Source organism: Nesterenkonia rhizosphaerae (genome assembly GCF_039544555.1).
GTDB lineage: Bacteria > Actinomycetota > Actinomycetes > Actinomycetales > Micrococcaceae > Nesterenkonia > Nesterenkonia rhizosphaerae.
Map to the genome: position 1 here is coordinate 1646899 of NZ_BAABLW010000007.1, position 22052 is coordinate 1668950.

Annotated in this window: 18 protein-coding genes and 1 tRNA gene; 7 read left to right on the forward strand and 12 right to left on the reverse strand. The window is 62.3% G+C overall.

What is annotated here, in order from left to right; all coding sequences use genetic code 11:
* The 5 genes from ABEA23_RS13445 to ABEA23_RS13465 all read right to left on the reverse strand — a co-directional run bounded on the left by ABEA23_RS13445 (position 1) and on the right by ABEA23_RS13465 (position 5864).
* A complete protein-coding gene (locus ABEA23_RS13445; RefSeq protein ID WP_345478505.1) occupies positions 1-1266 on the reverse strand; it encodes a SufS family cysteine desulfurase in 1266 nt (421 codons plus the stop codon).
* Between the two features lie 8 nt (positions 1267-1274).
* On the reverse strand, positions 1275-2039 hold the full coding sequence (sufC, locus tag ABEA23_RS13450) for a Fe-S cluster assembly ATPase SufC (protein WP_345478506.1): 765 nt from the start codon (positions 2037-2039) through the stop codon (positions 1275-1277).
* 75 nt (positions 2040-2114) lie between these two features.
* Positions 2115-3404: a Fe-S cluster assembly protein SufD gene (gene sufD, locus ABEA23_RS13455; RefSeq protein WP_345478507.1), complete on the reverse strand. Its 1290-nt coding sequence runs from the start codon at positions 3402-3404 to the stop codon at positions 2115-2117.
* A gap of 118 nt (positions 3405-3522) precedes the next feature.
* Positions 3523-4980: a Fe-S cluster assembly protein SufB gene (sufB, locus tag ABEA23_RS13460; RefSeq protein ID WP_345478508.1), complete on the reverse strand. Its 1458-nt coding sequence runs from the start codon at positions 4978-4980 to the stop codon at positions 3523-3525.
* Positions 4977-5864, reverse strand: a complete 888-nt coding sequence (locus ABEA23_RS13465) for a helix-turn-helix transcriptional regulator (protein WP_345478509.1) — start codon at positions 5862-5864, stop codon at positions 4977-4979. The genes sufB and ABEA23_RS13465 overlap by 4 nt, the downstream gene beginning before the upstream one ends.
* Before the next feature lie 174 nt (positions 5865-6038).
* On the opposite strand from ABEA23_RS13465, the gene ABEA23_RS13470 reads away from it, so the two are divergent.
* From ABEA23_RS13470 to ABEA23_RS13485, 4 genes are all read left to right on the forward strand, one after another.
* On the forward strand, positions 6039-7013 hold the full coding sequence (locus ABEA23_RS13470) for an ABC transporter ATP-binding protein (RefSeq protein ID WP_425577189.1): 975 nt from the start codon (positions 6039-6041) through the stop codon (positions 7011-7013).
* Positions 7010-7774: an ABC transporter permease gene (locus ABEA23_RS13475; protein ID WP_345478511.1), complete on the forward strand. Its 765-nt coding sequence runs from the start codon at positions 7010-7012 to the stop codon at positions 7772-7774. Before ABEA23_RS13470 ends, ABEA23_RS13475 begins: the two co-directional genes overlap by 4 nt.
* A 10-nt stretch (positions 7775-7784) precedes the next feature.
* Positions 7785-8789: a COX15/CtaA family protein gene (locus tag ABEA23_RS13480; protein ID WP_345478512.1), complete on the forward strand. Its 1005-nt coding sequence runs from the start codon at positions 7785-7787 to the stop codon at positions 8787-8789.
* Between the two features lie 121 nt (positions 8790-8910).
* On the forward strand, positions 8911-10500 hold the full coding sequence (locus ABEA23_RS13485) for an HNH endonuclease signature motif containing protein (RefSeq protein ID WP_345478513.1): 1590 nt from the start codon (positions 8911-8913) through the stop codon (positions 10498-10500).
* A gap of 48 nt (positions 10501-10548) precedes the next feature.
* Here the strand turns inward: ABEA23_RS13485 and ABEA23_RS13490 are convergent, their stop codons facing one another.
* Together ABEA23_RS13490 and ABEA23_RS13495 are read right to left on the reverse strand one after the other, a co-directional pair.
* Positions 10549-11835 carry a YncE family protein gene (locus ABEA23_RS13490; protein ID WP_345478514.1) on the reverse strand — a complete coding sequence of 429 codons (1287 nt, stop codon included), beginning with the start codon at positions 11833-11835 and terminating at the stop codon, positions 10549-10551.
* A gap of 71 nt (positions 11836-11906) precedes the next feature.
* The gene (locus ABEA23_RS13495) at positions 11907-12317 is read right to left on the reverse strand and encodes an RDD family protein (protein ID WP_345478515.1); all 411 of its coding nucleotides are present in this window, start codon (positions 12315-12317) and stop codon (positions 11907-11909) included.
* A gap of 236 nt (positions 12318-12553) precedes the next feature.
* On the opposite strand from ABEA23_RS13495, the gene glnA (ABEA23_RS13500) reads away from it, so the two are divergent.
* Both glnA (ABEA23_RS13500) and ABEA23_RS13505 read left to right on the forward strand, forming a co-directional pair.
* Positions 12554-13984 carry a type I glutamate--ammonia ligase gene (glnA, locus tag ABEA23_RS13500; RefSeq protein ID WP_345478516.1) on the forward strand — a complete coding sequence of 477 codons (1431 nt, stop codon included), beginning with the start codon at positions 12554-12556 and terminating at the stop codon, positions 13982-13984.
* 223 nt (positions 13985-14207) lie between these two features.
* Positions 14208-15233: an LLM class flavin-dependent oxidoreductase gene (locus ABEA23_RS13505; RefSeq protein WP_345478517.1), complete on the forward strand. Its 1026-nt coding sequence runs from the start codon at positions 14208-14210 to the stop codon at positions 15231-15233.
* Here ABEA23_RS13505 and ABEA23_RS13510 read toward each other — a convergent pair.
* Both ABEA23_RS13510 and glnA (ABEA23_RS13515) read right to left on the reverse strand, forming a co-directional pair.
* Positions 15221-18271: a bifunctional [glutamine synthetase] adenylyltransferase/[glutamine synthetase]-adenylyl-L-tyrosine phosphorylase gene (locus ABEA23_RS13510; RefSeq protein WP_345478518.1), complete on the reverse strand. Its 3051-nt coding sequence runs from the start codon at positions 18269-18271 to the stop codon at positions 15221-15223. The genes ABEA23_RS13505 and ABEA23_RS13510 overlap by 13 nt on opposite strands.
* A gap of 52 nt (positions 18272-18323) precedes the next feature.
* Positions 18324-19664, reverse strand: coding sequence for a type I glutamate--ammonia ligase (gene glnA, locus ABEA23_RS13515; RefSeq protein ID WP_345478519.1), 1341 nt, complete (start codon positions 19662-19664; stop codon positions 18324-18326).
* A 183-nt stretch (positions 19665-19847) separates the two neighbouring features.
* Here glnA (ABEA23_RS13515) and ABEA23_RS13520 point away from each other — a divergent pair, with 183 nt between their 5' ends.
* Complete coding sequence (locus ABEA23_RS13520) at positions 19848-20546, forward strand: hypothetical protein (RefSeq protein WP_345478520.1); 699 nt, start codon at positions 19848-19850, stop codon at positions 20544-20546.
* A gap of 81 nt (positions 20547-20627) precedes the next feature.
* On the opposite strand, the gene ABEA23_RS13525 is transcribed toward ABEA23_RS13520, so the two are convergent.
* From ABEA23_RS13525 to ABEA23_RS13535, 3 genes are all read right to left on the reverse strand, one after another.
* Positions 20628-20714 (reverse strand) — tRNA-Leu (locus tag ABEA23_RS13525).
* Positions 20715-20831: 117 nt separating this feature from the next.
* Positions 20832-21089 carry a type B 50S ribosomal protein L31 gene (locus ABEA23_RS13530; RefSeq protein WP_044494650.1) on the reverse strand — a complete coding sequence of 86 codons (258 nt, stop codon included), beginning with the start codon at positions 21087-21089 and terminating at the stop codon, positions 20832-20834.
* Between the two features lie 96 nt (positions 21090-21185).
* The gene (locus tag ABEA23_RS13535; protein ID WP_345478689.1) at positions 21186-22043 is read right to left on the reverse strand and encodes a sulfite exporter TauE/SafE family protein; all 858 of its coding nucleotides are present in this window, start codon (positions 22041-22043) and stop codon (positions 21186-21188) included.
* Between the last annotated feature and the right edge of the window lie 9 nt (positions 22044-22052).

Here is a 22052-nt window from a genome sequence, read left to right on the forward strand (position 1 = left end):
TCAGCCTCCCACCTTGAAGAACTCAATCACTTTGTGCAGTCCGGTCAGGAATGCCTCAACGTCCTCGGCGGTGTTGTAGATACCGGCTGAGGCTCGAGTGGAGGCATGGACGCCGAACGCCCGGTGCACCGGCTGCGCGCAGTGGTGTCCTACGCGCACCGCAATGCCTTGGTCATCAAGCACCTGTCCCACATCATGCGGATGAACACCCGCAACGTCGAATGCCACCACCGCGAGGCGGTCAGTTGCATCAGTGGGGCCCAGTACGCGCACACCAGGTATAGCCGCAATGCCGTCCAGCAAGCGCTTGGCCAGGTCATCCTCGTGGGCTGCAAGCTTGTCCATGCCGAGGGCGGAGAGGTAGTCCACCGCTGCGTGCATGCCAACCGTCTGCGCAACCATCTGCGTGCCAGCTTCGAAACGCTGTGGCGGCGGCATGAAGGTGGTCTCCTCCATGGTGACGATCTCCACCATGGATCCGCCGGTGAGGAAGGGCGGCAGGGCTTCCAGCAGCTCACGCCGTCCGTAGAGTGCGCCCACCCCGGTGGGGCCGAGCATCTTGTGGCCGGAAAAAGCAGCGAAGTCCACACCCAGCTGGGCGAAGTTCACCGGCAAGTGAGCCGCCGACTGGCAGGCATCAAGAACGGTATACGCTCCGTGCCGCTGTGCCCGTGCCACGATCTCAGAAACCGGGCTGATCGCGCCGGTGACATTGGATGCATGGGTGAAAGCCACAATGCGGGTGCGCTCGTTGATGACGGCGAAAGTATCGGGATCCAGGCGCCCGTCAGGGGTCACCGATATCCAGCGGAGCTTAGCTCCGGTCTTAGCAGCAAGTTCCTGCCACGGCACCAGGTTGGCGTGGTGCTCGGCCTCGGTGACCACGATCTCATCACCTGGAGTGAGCTGGAAGATCGATGCTTCTGCTCCCCCGCGACCCATTGAAGCGTTGAGGAAGCCATAGGCCACCAGGTTCAGGGCCTCGGTGGCATTCTTGGCCCAGACCAATTCGCCGAAGTCCGCACCGACGAAGCGCGCCACGGCCTCCCGGGCCGCCTCGTAGGCCTCAGTAGCTTCCTCGGCCACCTCGTGTGCGCCGCGGTGAACCGCAGCGTTAGAGCGCTCGTAGAACTCGCGTTCTGCGTTCAGCACCGTCTGCGGCTTCTGCGAGGTTGCCCCGGTGTCCAGGTACACCAGGCGCTTCCCGCCCCTGACCGTACGGTTCAGGAGCGGGAAGTCATCCCGGATGGTGTCAGGGTTGAACACGTGCGTGATCAGGCCTGCGCAGCAGCGCTGAGGAAGCGGTCGTAGCCGTTGGCTTCCAGCTCATCGGCCAGCTCAGGGCCGCCCTGCTCGGCGACCCTGCCGTCGACGAAGACGTGCACGTAGTCGGGCTTGATGTAGTTGAGGATGCGGGTGTAGTGGGTGATCAGCAGGGTGCCCATATCGTTGGCCTCGTGGGCCCGGTTCACACCCTCGGAGACCACGCGCAGAGCATCGATGTCCAGGCCGGAGTCGGTCTCGTCCAGCACAGCGAACTTGGGCTTGAACAGCTCCAGCTGCAGGATCTCCACGCGCTTCTTCTCGCCGCCGGAGAAGCCTTCGTTGACGTTGCGGTTAGCGAAGTCAGCATCAATCTTCAGCTGATCCATCGCACCCTTGACCTCCTTGGCCCAGGTACGCAGCTTGGGTGCTTCGCCGTCGATAGCGGTCTTGGCGGTGCGCAGGAAGTTGGTCATGGTCACACCGGGGACCTCAACGGGGTACTGCATGGCCAGGAACAGGCCGGCGCGGGCGCGCTCGTCGACCTCCATCTCCAGGACGTCTTCGCCGTCGAGGGTGATGGTGCCGGAGGTGACCTCGTAGCGGGGGTGGCCGGCAATGGTGGAAGCCAGGGTGGACTTGCCGGAGCCGTTGGGGCCCATGATGGCGTGCTTCTCACCGGAGTTGATGGTCAGGGAGACGCCCTTGAGGATTTCCTTGGTGCCCTGGTCGGTCTCGATGGAAACGTGCAGGTCCTTGATCTCGAGAGTAGACATTCTTCGCGTGTCCTTTGCTAAAAGTTCTTCAATAGGTCGTGATGTGGGTCGCGCCTGATGCGCGGCGAGCGGGCCCTAGTGGCCGTGGATCTGCAGCTCTTGCTCCAGAGCTTCCTGGAGGGACTCCTCGATGGATTCCACGTCGATCTTCTGGATGATCTCGTTGAGGAAGCCGCGGACCACAAGCTGGCGGGCTTCCTTCTCGGGGATACCGCGTGCCATGAGGTAGAACAGGTGATTCTCATCGAAGCGACCGGTGGAGGAAGCGTGGCCGGCGCCTTCGATCAGGCCGGTCTCGATCTCCAGGTTGGGCACGGAGTCTGCGCGGGCGCCGTCGGTCAGCAGCAGGTTCTGGTTCTTCTCATAAGAGTCGGTACCTTCGGCTGCCTTGCGGATGAGGACATCTCCCACCCATACCGTGCGGGCGGTTGCACCCTGCAGGGCGCCCTTGTAGAGCACATTGGAGGTATTGCGCGGGGAGTTGTGATCCACGAAGGTGCGGTGCTCGATGTGCTGGCCGGAGTCGGCGAAGTACAGACCGTACATCTCAGCCTCGGCGCCTTCCGCCGCATAACGGAAGTTGGTGTTCAGGCGCACCACTTCACCGCCGAGTGAAATAGCCACATGCTTGTAGCTGGCGTCACGGCCGACTTCAGCATCGTGCTGGCCGACATGGACGGCGTCGTCGTTCCAGCGCTGCAGGGAGATGACTTTCACGTCGGCGCCGTCGCCCACGATCACCTCGACGTTGCCGTTGAACGCTGCGCTGCCGCGGTGCTCCAGCACGAAGACGGCCTTAGCGTGCGTTCCGGCTTCCAGCACGATGTGGCTGTTGGCGCGCTTGCCGGCTTCCAAACCGGTGATGACCACACGGATGGGCTCGGACACCTCAGTGTCTGCCGGAACCTGGATGTACAGCGCCTCGTCAACGTTCTTCGACGCGACGACGGCGGCGCGGTCAGCCGGCTGCAGGGCCTGGTTGCGCGGTGCGGTGCCGTGAGTCAGAGAGGAAACGACGACGCCCTCTCCCGCGCTGATCTGGTAATCAACCGGCTCGCCATCAGAAGGAGCGTCGGTCAGCACGCGGGCCAACTTCTTCAGCGGGGTGAAGCGCCATTCCTCTTCACGTCCGGTCGGCTCGGGGAATCCGGAGACCTCGAAGCCGGTGTGCCGGTTGGTGCGCGATCCGGCGCCGGAGGTCACCTGCTTGGTCTCGCCGAGGCCTCCGTGGGAATGATCAGCAGCTGCGTTGGTGGCGGCGGCGAGGTTCTCGCCTTCCTCGGTCATGCCGGGGATGGTGATGCGGCGTTCGCCGACCTCCACGCCTGCGACCTTCTCCGCCTGCTCAGCGGGGGTGTTCGTCATGTGTTTCTCGTCCCTTTATCTGTATGAGATGTCGGTGAAGTTATTGAAGTCCTGTGGCTCACATGGCACCGCCTGCCTCCCTGGATAGGGAGACAAGCGGCGTGGTATGTGGTCGGTACTAGCCGACGGAGCCTTCCATCTGCAGCTCGATCAGGCGGTTGAGCTCCAGGGCGTACTCCATGGGCAGTTCACGCGCGATCGGCTCGATGAAGCCGCGCACGATCATCGCCATCGCCTCGTCCTCGGCCAGGCCGCGGGACATCAGGTAGAACAGCTGCTCTTCGGACACCTTGGAGACCGTTGCCTCATGGCCCAGGGTCACATCGTCCTCGCGGATGTCGATGTAGGGGTAGGTGTCGGTCTTGGAGATGGTGTCCACCAGCAGTGCGTCACAGACCACTGAGTTGGCGGAGTTCTTCGCCTCCGCATTGACCTGCACCAGGCCGCGGTAGGAAGCGCGACCACCACCGCGAGCCACCGACTTGGAGACGATGGAGCTGGAGGTGTTCGGTGCCATGTGCACCATCTTGGAACCGGTGTCCTGGTGCTGGCCTTCACCAGCAAAGGCCACCGAGAGAGTCTCGCCCTTGGCGTGCTCACCGGTGAGGTAGACAGCGGGGTACTTCATGGTGACCTTGGAACCGATGTTGCCGTCGATCCACTCCATGGTGCCGCCGGCGTCTACAACGGCGCGCTTGGTCACCAGGTTGTATACGTTGTTGGACCAGTTCTGGATGGTGGTGTAGCGCACGCGGGCGTTCTTCTTCACCACAATCTCCACCACAGCAGAGTGCAGGGAGTCGGTGTTGTAGATCGGGGCGGTGCAGCCTTCGATGTAGTGGACGTAGGAGTCCTCGTCGGCGATGATCAGGGTCCGCTCGAACTGGCCCATGTTCTCGGTGTTGATGCGGAAGTACGCCTGCAGCGGGATCTCCACGTGGACGCCCTTGGGGACGTAGACGAACGAACCGCCGGACCAGGCCGCGGTGTTCAGGGCGGCGAACTTGTTGTCGCCCACTGGGATCACGGAGCCGAAGTACTCCTCGAAGAATTCGGGGTGCTCCTTCAGCGCGGTATCGGTGTCCATGAAGATGACGCCCTGGGCCTCGAGGTCCTCACGAATCTGGTGGTAAACCACCTCGGACTCGTACTGAGCGGCGACGCCGGATACCAGACGCTCGCGCTCGGCTTCCGGGATTCCCAGACGCTCGTAGGTGTTGCGGATATCCTCCGGCAGGTCTTCCCAGCTCTGGGCCTGCTTCTCGGTGGAACGCACGAAGTATTTGATGTTGTCGAAGTCAATGTCGGAGAGGTCCGGGCCCCAGGTGGGCATCGGCTTCCGCTCGAAGTACTTCAGGCCCTTCTTGCGAAGCTTGAGCATCCACTCGGGCTCGCTCTTCTTGCCGGAGATGTCCTCCACGACGGCATCATCAATGCCACGCTTGGCGTTTGCTCCGGCGGCGTCTGGGTCAGCCCACCCGTACTCGTAGGCGCCGATGGCGTTGAGCTCCGGGTTGTTATCCAGGATTTCCTGGATGACCCCCGGGTCCTCTGTCTTGTTGATCTGCTCGGTCATGACAACCTCTCTTGTTGACGGGGGGAAATGACGATCCTCTTCCGGCCGCCGATTGCGCGGCTTGTACCGGTGGTCTCTGCCGCGCCTGAGGCACGGGCCCGGCGTTCGGCGGCAAGCTTTTCTCGCCCGACCGGGACGTGGGTAGTGCAGACATGGGCACCGGCCGCCTGTGTGGACAGTCTGCGGACGTCCACGTCCAGCAGGCGGGAGATCATCGCGGTCTCTTCTTCACAGAACACTGGATGTGCTGCGGCTATTTCCCGAATGGGACAGTGACCTTGGCACAACTGCGTGGACTGCATGGCCAGCAGTGGATTATCACGGCCGACCAGCCGGGTGAAACCGGCAAACCCTGCTTCGTTAAACGCCACCGCCAGCCGTTCCGTGCGCTCATCAAGATCCTCGATGGCGGACAGTTCGGGGCCGTAGGTGGTTTCGAAACGTGCGAAGTACTCCTGGGCCAGCACTCGGGCGGCCTCGGAGTCGGTGGAGTGTTCATCTCCGGCGCCGACGCCGGCATTGTTCAGTTCGGTGCTGCCTTCAGTGTGCTGTTCTAGGACAGCCAGCGCTGAGCGGACTAAGGCCAGGTAATCATCGCCGAGGACCTGCTGCCCACGAGATGACAGCACGTAGCGACGCGACGGACGCCCAGCACCTCGACGCCGTGTGGTGACGTTCTTAATTTCCACGATGCCCTGTTCGGTCATCGCATCCAGGTGACGGCGCACAGCGGCGGCGGTGAGGTTGAGTTTACGACCCAGTGCCGCAGCGCTGATGGGCCCCTCTTCCACCACAAGCTGAAGGACACGGTCTCGAGTGGATCCATCAGATTCGCGCGGGCTGGCTTCCTGCGCAGCGGCAGGGGTCTCAGCGGCGAAATTCATGACTCTATTCTGACCTATTCAGAACAACTACACCAGCAAGGCACACCTAACCCCCAGCGGCAGTGGTGGAGGTCACTCAGATGCTCACCTCGAGGGAGATCCATGTCAGTACGCAGCTGGCTGCTTACCGGCACCACTTCTTCTACCTCGTGTAGAAAACTGTAGACTGAGATGGTGCCCGCCTCCCCCGCCTGCCTGACTCTGACTCAAGTGCGCTATGCCGTCGGCTCTGCCCGCAGCGCCCGCGGAGTCACCGAAATCCTCTCAGGCGTCTATATCACTGCGCGTCGGGGCGAGGTCACCGTCATCATCGGCCCCAATGGTGCGGGCAAAACCACTACCCTGGCCTGTGCACAGGGGCTCATTCGTCCGTCGGCTGGAACCGTCCGGCTACTGGGCGAAGACCCATTCCGGGCCGGCGCGCAGTTGCGTGCCCGTGTGGGGGTCATGCTCCAGGACGGCGGCCTGCCGCAGTCGGTCACCCCACAGGCGCTGCTCAGTCATGTGGCCCGCCTTCATCAGGATCCTTGGCCGCTGACTGAACTGGTCCGGCGCCTGGATATGACACCTTTCATGCGTACCAATATCCGTCGACTATCCGGTGGGCAGAAACAACGTGTGGCACTGGCTGCCGCTCTTATAGGACGCCCTGAAGTGGTCTTCCTGGACGAGCCCTCCGCCGGGCTCGACCCGCAGTCACGTCAGCTGGTCTACGAGCTCATCGAGCACCTGCGCGATCTGGGCCTGGGCATCATCCTGACCACCCACTTACTGGAGGAGGCTCAGCGGCTGGCCGACTCGGTATTCATCCTCAAAGACGGCCGGGTGGTCCGTCACGGCAGCGTCGCAGAGCTCACCACCGGCGCGGACGGTTCCGACCCGGATCAGAATCAGCCTTCGCGCCGACTGCTCTTCATCAGCCCGCGTATCCTCAGTCGCGAAGAACTCGCAGATGCCCCACTGCCGCTTGAACTCGACGGCGGGACCTTCAACAAGGCCGGCGCGCGGTGGGCAGTCAGCGGGATCACCAGCCCCGAAGCGTTAGGACAGCTGACCAGCTGGTGGCAGCAGATCGGGCTGATGCCCTCCGAAATAAGCTACGAAGCGCGGACCCTTGAGGACGTCTTCTGGGAGGTGTCAGTACCGTGACGTTAGATCCAACTACCACTGTGTCTGCGTCCGGCCCCGCGCCGATGGCCCGCAGAATCCTGGCCCATGGCTTCTACGAGACACGCAATGTGCTGCGCAACGGTGAGCAGCTGCTGGTCTCGCTCATCCTGCCGCTGCTGGTCCTGGTGGGGCTGCACCGGATGCACACCGTGACAGATGTCGTACCTGATATCAACGTCATCGTCCCCGGGGTGCTCGCGCTGGCTGTCATGGCCTCCGCCTTCACCGGTCAAGGCATCGCCACAGGTTTCGAAAGACAGTACGGAGTGCTCGCCTACCTTTCGACTACTCCTTTGGGGCCCACCGGATTGATCCTGGGCAAAGCCGTCGCTGTCCTATGCGTCGCCGTCGTTCAGACGCTTGTCCTTGGTATCGCCGGGTTTGCCCTTGGATGGTCGCCCCAGCCCGCCGGGTTGGCCTTGCTCGGTGTGATCGTTGTCCTCGGGTGCTGTGCTTTCACCGCTCTGGGCCTGCTGATCGCCGGGACCGTACGCGCCGAGGCGACCCTGGCAGCCACCAATGTGCTGTGGGTGCTTATGGGAGCAGCCGGTGGAAGCGTGCTGCCGCTCAATCACGACGGCGCAGGGGTACTGCTCTTACTGCTGCCATCGGCCTCACTGGGCGAAGCCTTACGTGCTGCATCCCTCGACGGATCATTCGCCGTCGTCCCTGTACTTGTACTCATCATCTGGGCCGTGGCGGCGGTGCTGGCCGCCCGGCGCTGGTTCAGCTGGAGATAGGTTCACCGCTATGACCACCGCCCCAAGTTTCACCACCACGCTGCGCGATAAGCTGCCCACTCGCCTGACCCGGGCCACCCGTGCCCTGGCATGGGCCACGCTGATCAGCAATATCGGGATCATTCTGACCGGCGGTGCTGTCCGGCTGACAGCCTCCGGGCTTGGCTGCCCCGAGTGGCCACGCTGCACGGCTGATTCCTGGGTGGCAACTCAGGAAATGGGCATGCATGGCGCTATCGAGTTCGGCAACCGGCTGCTGACCTATGTGCTGGTGGCCATCTGCGCCGCAATGTTCTTCTCGGTAGTCCGGCTGTGGAACACCCACCGCCCATTGGTGGTGATGAGCATCGTTATCCTCGCCGGAATCCCGCTGCAGGCCGTGATCGGTGGCATCACCGTGTGGACCAATCTGAATCCTTGGGTGGTCTCGCTCCACTTCCTGGCCTCGGCGGGCTTGGTCATGGTCGCCACGATGCTGCTGAACCGCGTCAGTCTCGAACTCCGGGCACCGGGTCAGTTGGACGCTCCATTGGTAGACGGAGCGCGCGACGGCGTGACCTCGGGTCTTGCACCTATCATCCTGGCTGCCAGCTGGGTTGCGGTGGTGCTGGGCACCGTTGTCACAGGGACTGGTCCGCATGCTGGCGATCCAGGTTCACCCCGGCACGGCTTCGATCCGGATCTGGTGACTCGGATGCACGTTGTGCCGGTATACATACTGTGCGCGGCCGCCGTCGTTCTTATCATCCGGCAGCTGAGGCTCCAGACTTCTCCAGCCCAGCGTCGCGCTGCCTGGCTGCTGGTCGCAGTGATCCTTGGCCAGGGAGCCATCGGGTACTGGCAGCACTTCACCGGGCTGCCCATCCTGCTGGTCTGGTTCCATATGCTGGGTTCTGCCCTGCTCATGGTCGCTGCGACCATGGTGTTCGACCGCTACCGCGCGAAGTACCGGACCCGCGGGCTGGGTGATCCGGCCGAGCCCGAAACTCTGGATGCGGCGCCGACTGCTCGCTGAAAATCCATAGCCCGCCGAGGCGGACTTATATGTTCGCGTCAACTGAGCGGTTCTCCCGCCGTGGTGATGGCAACGCCTCGTGACAGAGTTTCGTGTCAGACCCTCTCCATAGAGTTAAACCATGGAAGGTCAGCGGACTCACCCACAGTGCGAGTTCCCCGCGATGCCGGAGAACATTCGGCACCTCGGCGGGGAACCCGAACTGTCTGCCGCCTGGGAACAGCAAGTCACCGCCAGGCGTGCTGAAGCAGCCGCCATCACCGCACTTCTGGAATACCGTGCACGAGCTACCGTGCCCTACGCACAAGAACCCCTGGTCGTCCGGACCGAGGCAGACCGTGCCGCAGTCCGGGATGCCGCCCGGATCCTCGGGGTCAGTGACCGCACCGCCACCACCATCCTCAACACCACCGACGACGCCAGGCACCTTCTCCCCCGCACGTGGGGAGCATTCTGTGAGGGTCTTATTGACCTGCCTCGGGTGCGGAAAACCGTCGACGCCGCCACCACCAGTAGCCTGCCTAATCACCTGCTGAAACAACTGGACCAGGCCGCGGCAGAACAAGCACAGCGCCGTAGTCTCTCGGAGTTTCATCACTGGCTCACCCGCTACACCGCCTCACTCGACCCAGAGAGTTACACCGGGGCTTGTGAGAAGGAAACCCAAGCCCGGTTCGTGCGGTTTCAGCACCAGTCCCACGGGATGAGTTATCTGCAGGCGTATATCCCCACGTTGGAAGCCGCTGCGATCGAGAAACGCCTCAAAGCCGCAGCCCGCGGACTCGACCAGACCAGTGACCCGCACAGCAGTGATCCCCCAGCAGAGGATCCCCGCACCACGGACCAGCGTACTCTGGCTCAGCGGGAAGCAGACCTCCTCACCGCATGGCTTCGCGATGGACGGATCTATGCCGCCGCGGTTGATGCCAAGATCATGATCATGATCCCGGAGGCCACCCTCACCGGTGACAGTGATGAGCCGGCGATGGCTGCGGACCGGTCATGGATGATCCCAGCCCACCAGGCAAGGAACCTCGCCGCCAACCCCGAGGCCAACCACCACTGGTACCAAGGCCGGTCCCGCAAGGATTCTAGGAACGCAGAGTATGACTTACTGAGTGCTCGGTATATCGGCCGGTACCCACCAGCACACCTACGCGACGCACTGATCTTCCGGGACGGGACCTGCCAAGCAGACGGATGCACCATCAGCGCTGAGCGCTGCGATATTGACCACCAAACACCCTGGGAACAGGGCGGAGAAACCACCGCCAGCAACCTCTGGGCACTCTGCAGGCGCCATCACCGGATGAAATCCCACGGCTTCCTCCACCCACCACCACAAACCAAAAGCGCAAACACCGGCGGTGGAACTGGCGGTGGAACTGGCGCTGGCGGCGGGGCAGACACAGCCAGTCATACCCGACAGCGGGATGGCGCGGGAAGAAACCGCGATCCCTACAACGCACCAAGGTCAGGCTGTAGTCCGGGCGAGTACCTCAGCCAGCCGGGACAGCGAACTCACAGGCAGCGAACTCACAGCCCCTGGGAAGCACTCCTGGAGGAGAACTACAGCGATTCTGTTCCGCCTGCCGACCAGCAGACGTTTGTAAGCTGCGCCCAGGCCCCGTCCAATCAGCAGGGCGAGGGCAGGAGTTCGCCCGATCTGCTCTGGCACAGCCTGGCAGTGACACACGGCCTCGCGGCCTAAGATCCCTGCCAGCACAGGGGGCCAACGACTCGGCCTGAACCGAATGCGTTAACGCGTGTTGGAGTGATCATCGTAGATACTGATCGTGCCCGAGTAGTTCGCCACCCACACACTGGCAGTGACCGGATCGTACGTCACGCCAATCGGCAGATGTCCCGTGGGCAGGCGTTCGATCTCCTCAAAAGTCTCCGCGTCGAATTTCGAGACGGTGTCCTCAAAGTAGTTCACTACGTAGAGCGCCGTGCCGTCAGCTGAAATATCCATACTGCGCGGCTCCCGGCCCGTACTGGCTGTACGAATGACCTCATTGGTCTCAGTGTCGAATGCGACCAGCAGATCCGAGTGCGCAAACGTCACGTAGAGAGTTTTCGCATCAGGTGAGAGTGAAAGATGGCGAGGAAACTCTGCCTGGTTATAGATGACTTCCTGCTCACCTGTTTCCAGATCCAAGCGATACAGCTCATTGGCGTACATAGCCGCCACAAAAACCGTCCTGTTATCTGGCAACGCCGCGATACCGCGGGGCTGAGAGTTCACCGGCACCCGGTTGATCTCCTCCCCTGTTTCAGTGTCCACCACAGATAGGTCATGATCACACCAGTTCGAGACCAGCAGCCGTGAGCCATCCGGGGTCAGCTCCACAAATTTTGGTACCCGCCCGACTTCAATGAACTGATCCCAATCCTGATCCGCCACGCTGTACCGATAGACCGCCGACGGGGCTACAGCATCGCCGTTACGGCAATCGTCATAGGCACCAGCGCCCATGTCCTCAAGCCGATACTGAGAGACATACGCATACTGTCCGTCCTCAGTCCACACCGCCTCCACCGGGGCGCCAACCACCGACTCCGGATATCCCGAGGCTCCTAAGGCCCCTGGGCTCACACGGTCCGAAAGTTCCTGGACCAGTTCCTGTGCCTCAGTGTCATAGAGGGTCACCGTGTTCTGGTACATCATGTTGTTGGCGATCGCCAGACCATGATCATTGGAGACTATCGACTTAGGTGAGATCACCGGCTCTGAGATCGTGGACTCAGCAGCCATCGTGGTGGTGTTCGATGCTGGCCATTGAGTCGCCGCAGCCTCATCGTCATCTTCTGCGGCTTCTTCGCCCTGCTGGTCTGCGTCCTGCTGGTCCTCAGCAGGCTGCGGTGACTCTTCATCAGCAGTGTCCGCGTCGTCCTCGCTGACCTGCACAGTGGGACCGGGGATAGTGGCTTCATCCTGCGCTGCGTCCTGATCTGTCGTGTCCTGGGAACCGCAGGAGGAAAGCACCAGGGCCAGGCCAAGCGCCCCGGCGGTCAGGTAGTGCGGCAAACGGCTGGAAGTCATGGGGTCCTCAGTCAGTCTCAGGTGCGTTGCAGGAAGCATCGCAAACGTAGGCGTGGGAGGGAACAGTTGCGCTACATGCGCACCTGAACCGTTCCTGCGATTTTGTCATGTGCCCCGCGCCCATCGGGGGAAATCACCACGGTTGGCAGGACCAGAAGCAGCAACCCGGAGCGAGCCAACGCCCAGACCGGCCCTGGCGTCCGCGCAGGCTCACCGGGCACCAACCGCACCACCTGCAAGCGCACAAGTCGCTTGCCGATCGTGACTCCTAGCAGCCCGAGCAGAACAACATGCATCAGCAGGAAGATGCCCAGGGTCACCCAGACGTTGAGGTCGAACCAGGTCGCTGAGATGAGACTTGCAATACCCCAGTCGATAAACAGCGCAAGAATCCGTCTGCTCCAAGGCGCCAGGGAACCAGGGCCCTCAGCGGGGAGGCCCAGCTGCTGTCCGGGCCAGGCGTCGTCGTTGGTTGTGCTCACGAGGTGCCAGTCTACTTTTCTCCCACACCGTCCGCCCGAGCCGAAGGCCGCTGCTGCGCAGCGCACTCGGCGCGCGTGCAGACTTTGTAACATGCCCGAAACAAATGCGTGACCGCGGGGAAATCGCAGTGTCGGTAGGGTGAGGGGTGAGCGCCGCCGCTTTACCTGGCACCTCCCCGCCCAGGGAATCGCTGCGGCTCACAGTAAAAGTCACTCAGATGAGGAGCACGGACGCAATGTTTTCCAGCCCTGAAGAAGTTCTGAAGTTCATCGAGGAAGAGGACGTCAAGTTCGTTGACATCCGGTTCACGGATCTTCCCGGTCTCCAGCACCACTTCAACGTTCCCGCCCACACCGTGGACCTCGACTTCTTCGAGAACGGCCAGCTCTTCGACGGCTCCTCCATCCGCGGCTTCCAGGGCATCCAGGAATCCGATATGCAGCTGATCCCGGATCCCTCCACCGCGTTTATTGACGAGTACCGCGTGGCCAAGACCCTGGTCATGACGTTCTCCATCATCAACCCCCGCACCGGTGAGCCTTATGGCCGCGACCCGCGCGGCGTGGCTCAGAAGGCCGAGCAGTACCTGGCATCCTCGGGTATCGCTGATACTGCTTTCTTCGGCCCAGAAGCCGAGTTCTTCCTGTTTGACTCCGTGTCCTTCAAGTCCAGCCCCCAGGAGTCCTTCTACTCTCTGACGGCACGCGAGGCCACCTGGGGCAATGAGAACTCCCGTGAGTTCGACGGCGTATCTGACGCTCACAAGCTGGCCCACAAGGGCGGCTACTACCCCGTCTCCCCGCAGGACAAGACCGCTGAAGTCCGTGACGAGATCGTCCTGGCGCTGGAGCGCGCAGGTCTCTCCGTAGAGCGGTCCCACCACGAGGTGGCTGGTCCCGGCCAGCAGGAGATCAACTACAAGTTCAACACTCTGACCCTGGCTGCCGATGACATCCAGAAGTTCAAGTACGTGGTGAAGAACACTGCTGACCAGTTCGGCCTGGTTGCCACCTTCATGCCTAAGCCCGTCTTCGAAGAGAACGGCTCGGGCATGCACGTCCACCAGTCCCTGTGGTCAGACGGAGATCCGCTGTTCTACTCCGAGACTGGCTACGCCAACCTCTCTGATACCGCACGCTGGTACATCGGCGGCATCCTCAAGCACGCCCATGCTCTGCTGGCGTTCACCAACCCCACGGTGAACTCCTACAAGCGCCTGGTCAAGGGCTACGAGGCACCAGTCTCCCTGGTCTACTCCCAGGGCAACCGCTCTGCTGCCATCCGCATCCCCATCACCGGTTCCAACCCCAAGGCCAAGCGCATCGAGTTCCGTGCACCTGACGCCTCCGGCAACCCCTACTTGGCCTTCGCCGCCATGCTGATGGCCGGACTGGACGGCATCAAGAACCGCATCGAACCCCACGAGCCAGTGGATAAGGATCTCTACGAGCTGCCGGCCGAGGAGCTCAAGGACATCCCGCAGGCTCCCGGTTCTCTGGACGAGGCACTGGAGGCACTCGAGGCTGATCACGAGTTCCTGCTCGAAGGCGGCGTATTCACCGAAGAGCTGATCCAGGCGTGGATTGAGTACAAGCGCGAGGAAGAAATCGCACCGCTGAACCTGCGCCCGAACCCCTACGAGTTCGAGCTGTACTTCTCGGTCTGATCGACTGCGCGGTCTGATCGAGACCGACCATGTGGTTGAGCCCGTACCTGATTCAGGTGCGGGCTCAACTATTACCACCGGCACACGGCCAGTTGTTCGTCTCCCCCAACCGCTGGAGTGCCCTGTCGACCTGTGCCCGCGGAATGCGACTAGCCCGCAGACGTGGAATTACTCACGCTGATATGTGGGATGAGAACGACGCCGCCTGGCGTTGCCACTGAATATGACCGACTCAGTCTCCCGTCCCCTCTCTGTGCTGGATCTCGCGCGTGTCAGTGAAGGCAGCAGCATCGCCGATGGCATCGCCCGAAGCGTCCGGCTCGCACAATCTGCCGATCAGTTGGGTTATACCCGGCTGTGGTTCGCTGAACACCACAACATGCCGCATGTGGCGTCCTCGGCGACCTCGCTGCTGATCCAGCACATCGCCTCCCAGACCTCGCGCATCCGTGTAGGTGCCGGCGGCATTATGCTCCCCAACCATGCCCCGCTGGTGATCGCCGAGCAGTTCGGCACACTGGAGACTCTTTATCCGGGACGCATCGATCTGGGTCTGGGCCGTGCTCCGGGCACTGATGGGGCGACCATGCGCGCCCTGCGCCGCGACGGCACCGAGGCGGATCGGTTCCAGTCCGATGTCATGGAGCTCAATGGCTATCTCACCGGCTACTCGCGTATCCCGGGGGTCAACGCCTATCCGGGATGGCGCACTGAGGTGCCCATGTTCATCCTGGGATCGTCACTCTTCGGCGCGCAGCTGGCAGCCAAGCTGGGTCTCCCTTACGCTTTCGCCTCGCATTTCGCCCCGCAGATGCTTGAGCACGCGGCCCACACCTACCGTGAGCACTTCGATGCCACCCAGTCATTGGCAGGCCCGGATGCCACACCGCATTTCATTGCCGCTGCCAACGTGATCGCTCATGACGACGGCGAGCTGGCCCGTGCCCAGCGGCGTCGAGCCGAGGATGGCTGGATCAAATCCATGCTGGGCCGGAACAAACCGCTGACCGACGACGACGTCGTGATGCTGCGCGATCATCCGGCCGGCCAGCAGGTACTCACTATGCTCTCCAAGACCGCTGCCGGAACTCGGGAAGAGGTCACCACCTGGCTCAACGAGTTCGCTGATTCGGTGGCCGCGGATGAGTTGATGCTGGTGAATCTCGCTCCTGATGAGGAGGTTCAGCACCGGACGCTGCAGCTGCTGGCCCCTGAGGGAGTCACGGCACCTGCAGCTCAGGTCTCGTAGAACAGCCGCTCGAAGACCTGCCGGCTGCGCCGGGTGGTTCGCAGATAGTCCTCTTCGAATGCTGACGCGTGCCCGGCGTCGTATCCGCACCAGCGGGAAATTGCTTCAAGGTCACGCCGGGCCGCGGGCAGGACGTCGGAGCTCTTGCCGCTCCACACCATTATGGCAGCACGAACCCGGCTGCACAGTGTCCAAGCATCAGCCAGTACGGCAGCGTCAACCGGGCTCATCAGCTGCCGGTCTACCAGTCCGTTCAATGCCGTAAGTGTGGAGGTGCTGCGCAAGAGCTTCTCCTCATGTCCGTGCTGAAGCTGCATCAGCTGAACCAGCCACTCAACATCGCTTAAGCCGCCGCGTCCAAGTTTCACGTGCCGCGCCGGATCAGCCCCGCGCGGCAGCCGCTCGGATTCCACTCGCGCTTTGATACGCCGAATCTCCCGGATCTGCGCGGAGTCGGGTGGCTCACCGTAACGGATGGAGTCCACCAGTTCCATGAAGTCAGCGGACAGGGCGTCACTACCGGCAAGCGGCCGGGCCCGGAGCAGTGCTTGCCGTTCCCAGACTGCCATCCATCGCCGGTAATACTCCCGATAGGACTCCAGAGACCGCGTCAGTAGCCCCTTTCTCCCCTCGGGACGCAGATCAGCGTCAATCTGCAGCGGGAACTCTCCCTTCACCGCTGGTCGGATCGGTTTCGACAGCAGCGCTGAGAGGCGCTGGGCGAGCTTCTGCGCCTGTTGGTCGGCTTCTGCGGTTGAGACATCCGGCAGGGCACGGTGTACGTACAGCGCATCCAAGTCCGAGCCGTAGGTGATTTCTCGACCACCTTGGCGCCCCATGGCGACCACCAGAAAATCAATCTTCTGACCTTCGGCTTCGAAAACCTCGCTCTCGGCGACCCGCAGCGCTCCCAGGGTGGCGACTCGATCAGCCAAGGAGAGAGCCTCCCCGACCTCCTCCAGCTGCAACAGCCCTGAAGCATCTGCCACTGCCGTTCGCAGCATCTCGCGCTGACGGACCAACCGGGCCAGCCGCACCGCTGTGGCAGTTTCGCCGTCATGGCGCGCGATCGCGTTCTGGACCTCCGCCCAGAGTGTCTCAAAACTGCGGGGCTTCAGGGCGTCGTCGTCGCCCAACCATCTAGTGGACTCTGGAGAGTGCTCCAACATCTGCGAGATCAGCTTCGAACTGGAGAGAATGTGGCACAGCCGCTCTGCAGCCATGGACGAGTCCCGCAGCATCGTCAGATACCACGGGCTCGTGCCCAGGGATTCGCTCAGCCGCCGGAAGGCCAAAAGCCCGGCATCCGGGTCGACTCCTTCGGCGAACCAGCCCAGCATGGCCGGCAAGATCCGCTTCTGCAGCGTCGCACGTCGGGCCACACCCTGGGTCAGGGCATTGATGTGCCGCATCGCTCCTGCCGCGTCGCGGTAGCCCAACGCCATCAGACGCGCTTGTGCGGCCTCGGCGGAGAGCCGCACATCGTCGTCGGAAAGCACGGCTGTGGTGGACAGCAGTGGGCGGTAGAAGATCTTTTCGTGGAAGGTGGAGACCTCACGAACCACTTTCCGCCAGGCGTCGAGGACTTCATCTGGCGCTGGACGTCGAAGCTCGCCTGGTGGACGGCTGGCTTGCGCAAGGGCGCGCAGTTGGTCCTCTTTTTCCGGCATGAGGTGAGTGCGGCGCATATGCGTCATCTGAATGCGGTGCTCGTAGAGGCGCAGCCGCCGGTAGCACCGCGACATGGCCTCCGCGTCCTTACTGGACATGTATTCGCCCTCGGCCAGGGCCGTGATAGCGCTGAGGGTGTCTCGCACGTGCAAGCTCTCATCTACCCGGCCGTGCACCAGCTGCAGCAGCTGAACGGTGAACTCGATGTCACGCAGTCCACCGCGGCCCAGTTTGATCTCCCGATGCGCCTGTCCTGCGGGTATATTCTCGAACACTCGCCGCCGCATGCCCTGAGCGTCCTCAACAAAACCCTCCCGAGCGGAGGACTGCCAGACCAGCGGCCAGATGCTGTCCATATACTGCTGTCCCAGCTCAGGGCTACCAGCAATAGGGCGTGCTTTCAGCAGCGCTTGGAACTCCCAACCGTGGGCCCAGCGCCGATAATACTCCTGGTGGGAGGCTAGCGTGCGTGAGAGCGGCCCGTCCTTCCCCTCGGGCCGCAGATTCGCATCAATCTCCCAGAGTGCGGGCTCCCCGTGGGATGCCCCGAGGGCCTGGGAGATACCGCTAGCCAGTGCGGCGGCGCAGTTCAGCCCTTCAGTGTCGTCCATCTCCTCGGGTGCCCGGTGCACAAAAACCACATCCACATCGGAGATGTAATTCAGTTCCCGGGCACCGCATTTGCCCATGCCGATCACGGCCAGATCGACCTGTTCGGCTGAGGGTCGACGCTGCTGCAGGTGCGCGCGTGAAATCGCCAGACCTGCCTCAATGGCGGCTGAGGCGGCGTCGGCGAGCTGACGTGAGACTGCCGGCTGATAGGCCAATGGATCCGCGGCGCACAAGTCGCGCAGCGCCAGCCGGGTGATCTCACGGCGGTAGACCACCCGTACCTGGCAGGCTGCCTCGGTGGCGGTGAAATCTTCGCTGAGTCTGGCGAGCGGATTCCCAGGGGCTTGCGGGTCGGCTCCAGCCGCGGTCAGCATCGTGGTGCGCAATGTGGACGACGAGACCTCTGCCGGCTCTGCGGAATAGTCCTCGAAGAGGACGTCGGTGTTCTCCGGATGCCGGATGAGAAACTCCGTGAGCGCTTCCGAAGCCCCAAGCAGACGGGCCAGCGGGAGCGCTTCAGGATAGACCTCGCCGTCGTCGTCCGCGAAGAGGCGGCGGATCTGCGGTGCCCGCTCGAGGAGCCGGATCAGGAGCAGAAGCGCTTGATCCGGCTGCGGGGCATGGCGCAGCGTGGTGATCAGGGCATCGGTGTTGAAATCCTGAAGCTGTTTGTCGCACAGGAAGGTCTTAGCGCGTTCAAGCTCCTGAAAGCCTGCCGCGATCAGGTCACGTGCTGAAACAGTGCTGGTGCTCAAGGAGTCCTTTTCTGCCGCAGCCTATGTGCTGCCGCTTGCTGCCCCGCCGTGGTTAGACAGCCCCGAGGTACTGGCTCACCTCAAAGGGAGAAACATTGACCCGGTAGGCATCCCATTCCTGCCGCTTATTGCGCAGGAAGATCTCGAAGAGCTGCTCCCCGAGAATCTCTGCCACCAGCTCGGACTCCTCCATCTGACGGAGCGCTTCGTGCAGGGTGCCAGGGAGCGGGTTGATGCCCAGCGCTTTGCGCTCGGCGGTGGTCAGCGACCACACATCCTCGGTCACCGCCTCACCGAGCTCATAGCCCTCCCGGATGCCCTTAAGACCAGCGCCGATGACCGCCGCATAGGCCAGATAGGGGTTGGCTGCAGAGTCGATACCGCGGAACTCAATACGTGCGGAGCCGCCCTTAGTCGGCTTGTACAGCGGTACGCGCATCAGTGCTGAACGGTTGTTATGACCCCAGGAGACATGGCTGGGGGCCTCTCCCCCGCCCCAGAGCCGCTTATAGGAGTTCACGAACTGGTTGGTGACAGCGGTGATCTCTGGTGCGTGAAGCAGAACGCCGGCAATGAACTGGCGTGCCGTAGTGGAGAGGTTGAACTCCGCATTGGGGGCGTAGAACGCGTTGGAGTCGCCTTCGAAGAGGCTGAAATGGGTGTGCATCGCCGAACCAGGATGCTCAGAGAAGGGTTTCGGCATGAACGTCGCGAATTTGCCGTGCTGCAGGGCCACTTCTTTGACGATGGTGCGGAAGGTCATGATGTTATCCGCCATGGTCAGGGCATCTGCGTATCGCAGGTCGATCTCGTTCTGCCCCGGGCCCACCTCATTGTGGCTGAACTCTACGGAGATGCCCACGGCTTCGAGCATGTTCACCGTGTGACGTCGCAGATCCTGAGAGACCGATCCGGTCAGGTGGTCGAAGTAGCCGGCCCGGTCAGCCGGGTGCAGCTGTCCATGCGCATCTGGCTGTTCCGAGTCCAGCAGGTAGAACTCCACCTCGGGGTGGGTGTAGACGGTGAAGCCCATTTCCGCAGCCTGGTCCAGCTGGCGACGCAGTACATGCCTGGGGTCACCGGCAGCAGGTTCCTGGTCAGGAGTGAGCACATCGCAGAACATGCGGGATGTGGGCTCGTCCTCGCCACGCCAGGGCAGGATCTGGAAAGTAGAGGGGTCCGGCTTCAGCAGCATGTCAGACTCCGAGATACGCGAGAGTCCCTCAATGGAGGAGCCGTCGAAGCCGAGTCCTTCGCTGAAAGCCCCTTCCACCTCAGCCGGGGCCAGCGCCACAGACTTCAGCGAGCCGACGACGTCGGTGAACCAGAGGCGCACGAAGCGGACATCGCGCTCCTCAATGGTGCGCAGTACGAATTCCTGCTGTCGATCCATGCTCAAATGCCTCCCAGAAAGTGCTTTGTCAGCGCCGCGTCTACTCTATCGCCCAGCCGCAGTATCCGCTCACCGCGGCACGACTATCTCTGGCGAAGATGAGCTCGGCACTGAGATCTTGCCTCTGAGCAGCCAGGGCGCAGGGTCTGGTCAACTCCTTCTGCCGGTGTATAGGGTCACGGCATGCGCTCTACTCCCCTGCTGCCCGTCGTCGGTGCCATCGGCGTAATCGTTCTGGCCACCTCCTGCTCGGCCTCCGCATCGGCTGCTGATAGTGAACAGACGTCAACCCCGAGCGAGTCTGCAACAGCACAGGTCAGCGACGCTGAGCACAGCCCTGACCACGAATCCTCCGCCGTTCCGGTGGTGGAAGCACAACTGGCCGAGGGGATGACACTTCCCGAGTGTTTGGAAGACAAGACAGATGTCTTCGTCGATGCCGATTCAGTGTTCACCGAAGATGATCTTCTTCACCTTTGCCCAGCCGAGCCCGCTGAGGATCGAGTATTCCGACCCAGCCAGCAGATTTTCGGAGACGGCCAGAAGATCAACATAGTGCACGTTGACGGCGAAGCAGGCGCTGGCGTCGAGGTCCATCACCTTCGTTGCGATGACGCCGATGCCCTTGCGCATAAGGCTGCCCACAACGCCGGTGGCCAGCCTGTTGGCTGGCCCCAAGAATGGAATGGACAGGGCGTGATGCCCGATCCCTACTGCCATCCCGACTACCTCGAGATTGGTGAGTGGGAGTACTTGGAGGCGTTCGCCTCCGTTTGGGAAGGCATTGAGACGTCAACCCTTGCCGAAGCGGGTCAGCCCCAGGACGAGATCAATCAGTTCCTGTGGCAGCAGTCCCAGGCTCGAGCGGCGTGGACTCCGTAGCTCATGGTGGGGCACCCCAGACACAAGAAGACCCCGGCTGGTGAGGATCTCTCCTCCCCAGCCGGGGTCTTCTGACTCGCGTGCGCGGAAGGGGACTTGAACCCCTACCCTCGATATGTGAGGACTAGCACCTCAAGCTAGCGCGTCTACCTATTCCGCCACCCGCGCGAGCGGCCGCCTGATCAGCAGCTTTCTTGGGATTCCCTCATTGATTCCTCAATGTGGGGCCAAGAGAGCTTAGCACGCCAGCGGCCTGAGTCCCTAATCGGAACCAGGAAGGGCGGGTCAGCCCTTGCCGCCGAAGCCCTTGAAGCGCTGGTTGAAGCGCTCCACGCGGCCTGCGGAGTCCATAATGCGCTGCTTACCGGTGTAGAACGGGTGCGAAGCAGCAGAGATTTCGACGTCGATCACCGGGTAGGTGTTGCCGTCTTCCCACTCCATCGTCTTATCAGAGGTGGCAGTGGTGCGGGTGAGGATCTTCTCGCCGGAAGCCAGGTCGTTGAAGATGACCGGCTGGTAGGTCGGGTGGATATCAGACTTCATGGGTTCGGTGTCCTTTTCGTATGCCGCTGGATTTTGCCAGAAGCTGGAGAAAATAAGTACGTGGGCACAGATGTGCCAGCGATCAACTATATCAGGTCAAACGATGCCGAAGAGATTATTGAGCATCACAGCCAGCGCCACCAGACCCAGCACGATGATAATGCTGCGCAGCACCACCGGACTCAGGCGTCGTCCCACCCAGGCGCCGATGAGACCACCCAGAGTGGATCCCACGGCAATCACCAGCACAATCCCCCACAGGATCACCCGGTCATCCGGATCACGCAGCACATAGTCCACCACTACGTAACTGATCGCCGCGGTGAGGTTCACAAAAGCCACCAGGAGGTTCTTGACCCCGTTGGCCTGCTGCATGGTGGCGGCCAGGAAAATACCCATGATCCCCATCAGCAGAATGCCCTGGGCCGCCACGAAGTACCCGCCGTAGATGCCGGCAAGGAATACCAGGACTATCAACGGCCAGCCCACTGAGTCGGCTGCCTTCTGCGCTGCCGTCTCGGCAGGATCTCCTGGCGAGGGAGTCTCTGGATCAGCTGCTTCTTCTGTTTTCCGGCGTTTAACCCACGCCGCCAGTCGCGGCTGGGCGATGACCATCAACAGCGAGACCAGAATCAGCACCGGTGCGACTTTGCCGAAGACTTCTTCCGGCAGCATGATCAGCAGCGCTGCACCGATCACACCTCCCACAAAGGACGCCGGCACCAGCTTCGCAAGCACAGAACGCACCTGCAGAATCTCGCGGCGGTATCCCCAAGCGCCGGTGAAGTTCCCCGCAATCAGCCCCATCGCGTTGGAGACCGTGGCGGAGACCGGAGGCACGCCCATCGCCACTAGAACTGGAAAGGTCACCAGAGTTCCGGAGCCCACCACAGTATTAATAGCACCGGCCCACACAGCGGCCAGCAGGATGAGCAGCACCAGCCCAATCCCCAGGCCATGCAG

Excerpts from the sequence above, each read along its gene's own strand:
- sufC (WP_345478506.1), bottom strand. The coding sequence starts at position 2,039 with ATGTCTACTCTCGAGATCAAGGACCTGCACGTTTCCATCGAGACCGAC.
- sufD (WP_345478507.1), bottom strand. The coding sequence starts at position 3,404 with ATGACGAACACCCCCGCTGAGCAGGCGGAGAAGGTCGCAGGCGTGGAG.
- sufB (WP_345478508.1), bottom strand. The coding sequence starts at position 4,980 with ATGACCGAGCAGATCAACAAGACAGAGGACCCGGGGGTCATCCAGGAA.
- ABEA23_RS13465 (WP_345478509.1), bottom strand. The coding sequence starts at position 5,864 with ATGAATTTCGCCGCTGAGACCCCTGCCGCTGCGCAGGAAGCCAGCCCG.
- ABEA23_RS13480 (WP_345478512.1), top strand. The coding sequence starts at position 7,785 with ATGACCACCGCCCCAAGTTTCACCACCACGCTGCGCGATAAGCTGCCC.
- ABEA23_RS13485 (WP_345478513.1), top strand. The coding sequence starts at position 8,911 with ATGGAAGGTCAGCGGACTCACCCACAGTGCGAGTTCCCCGCGATGCCG.
- ABEA23_RS13490 (WP_345478514.1), bottom strand. The coding sequence starts at position 11,835 with ATGACTTCCAGCCGTTTGCCGCACTACCTGACCGCCGGGGCGCTTGGC.
- glnA (WP_345478516.1), top strand. The coding sequence starts at position 12,554 with ATGTTTTCCAGCCCTGAAGAAGTTCTGAAGTTCATCGAGGAAGAGGAC.
- ABEA23_RS13505 (WP_345478517.1), top strand. The coding sequence starts at position 14,208 with ATGACCGACTCAGTCTCCCGTCCCCTCTCTGTGCTGGATCTCGCGCGT.
- glnA (WP_345478519.1), bottom strand. The coding sequence starts at position 19,664 with ATGGATCGACAGCAGGAATTCGTACTGCGCACCATTGAGGAGCGCGAT.
- ABEA23_RS13520 (WP_345478520.1), top strand. The coding sequence starts at position 19,848 with ATGCGCTCTACTCCCCTGCTGCCCGTCGTCGGTGCCATCGGCGTAATC.
- ABEA23_RS13530 (WP_044494650.1), bottom strand. The coding sequence starts at position 21,089 with ATGAAGTCTGATATCCACCCGACCTACCAGCCGGTCATCTTCAACGAC.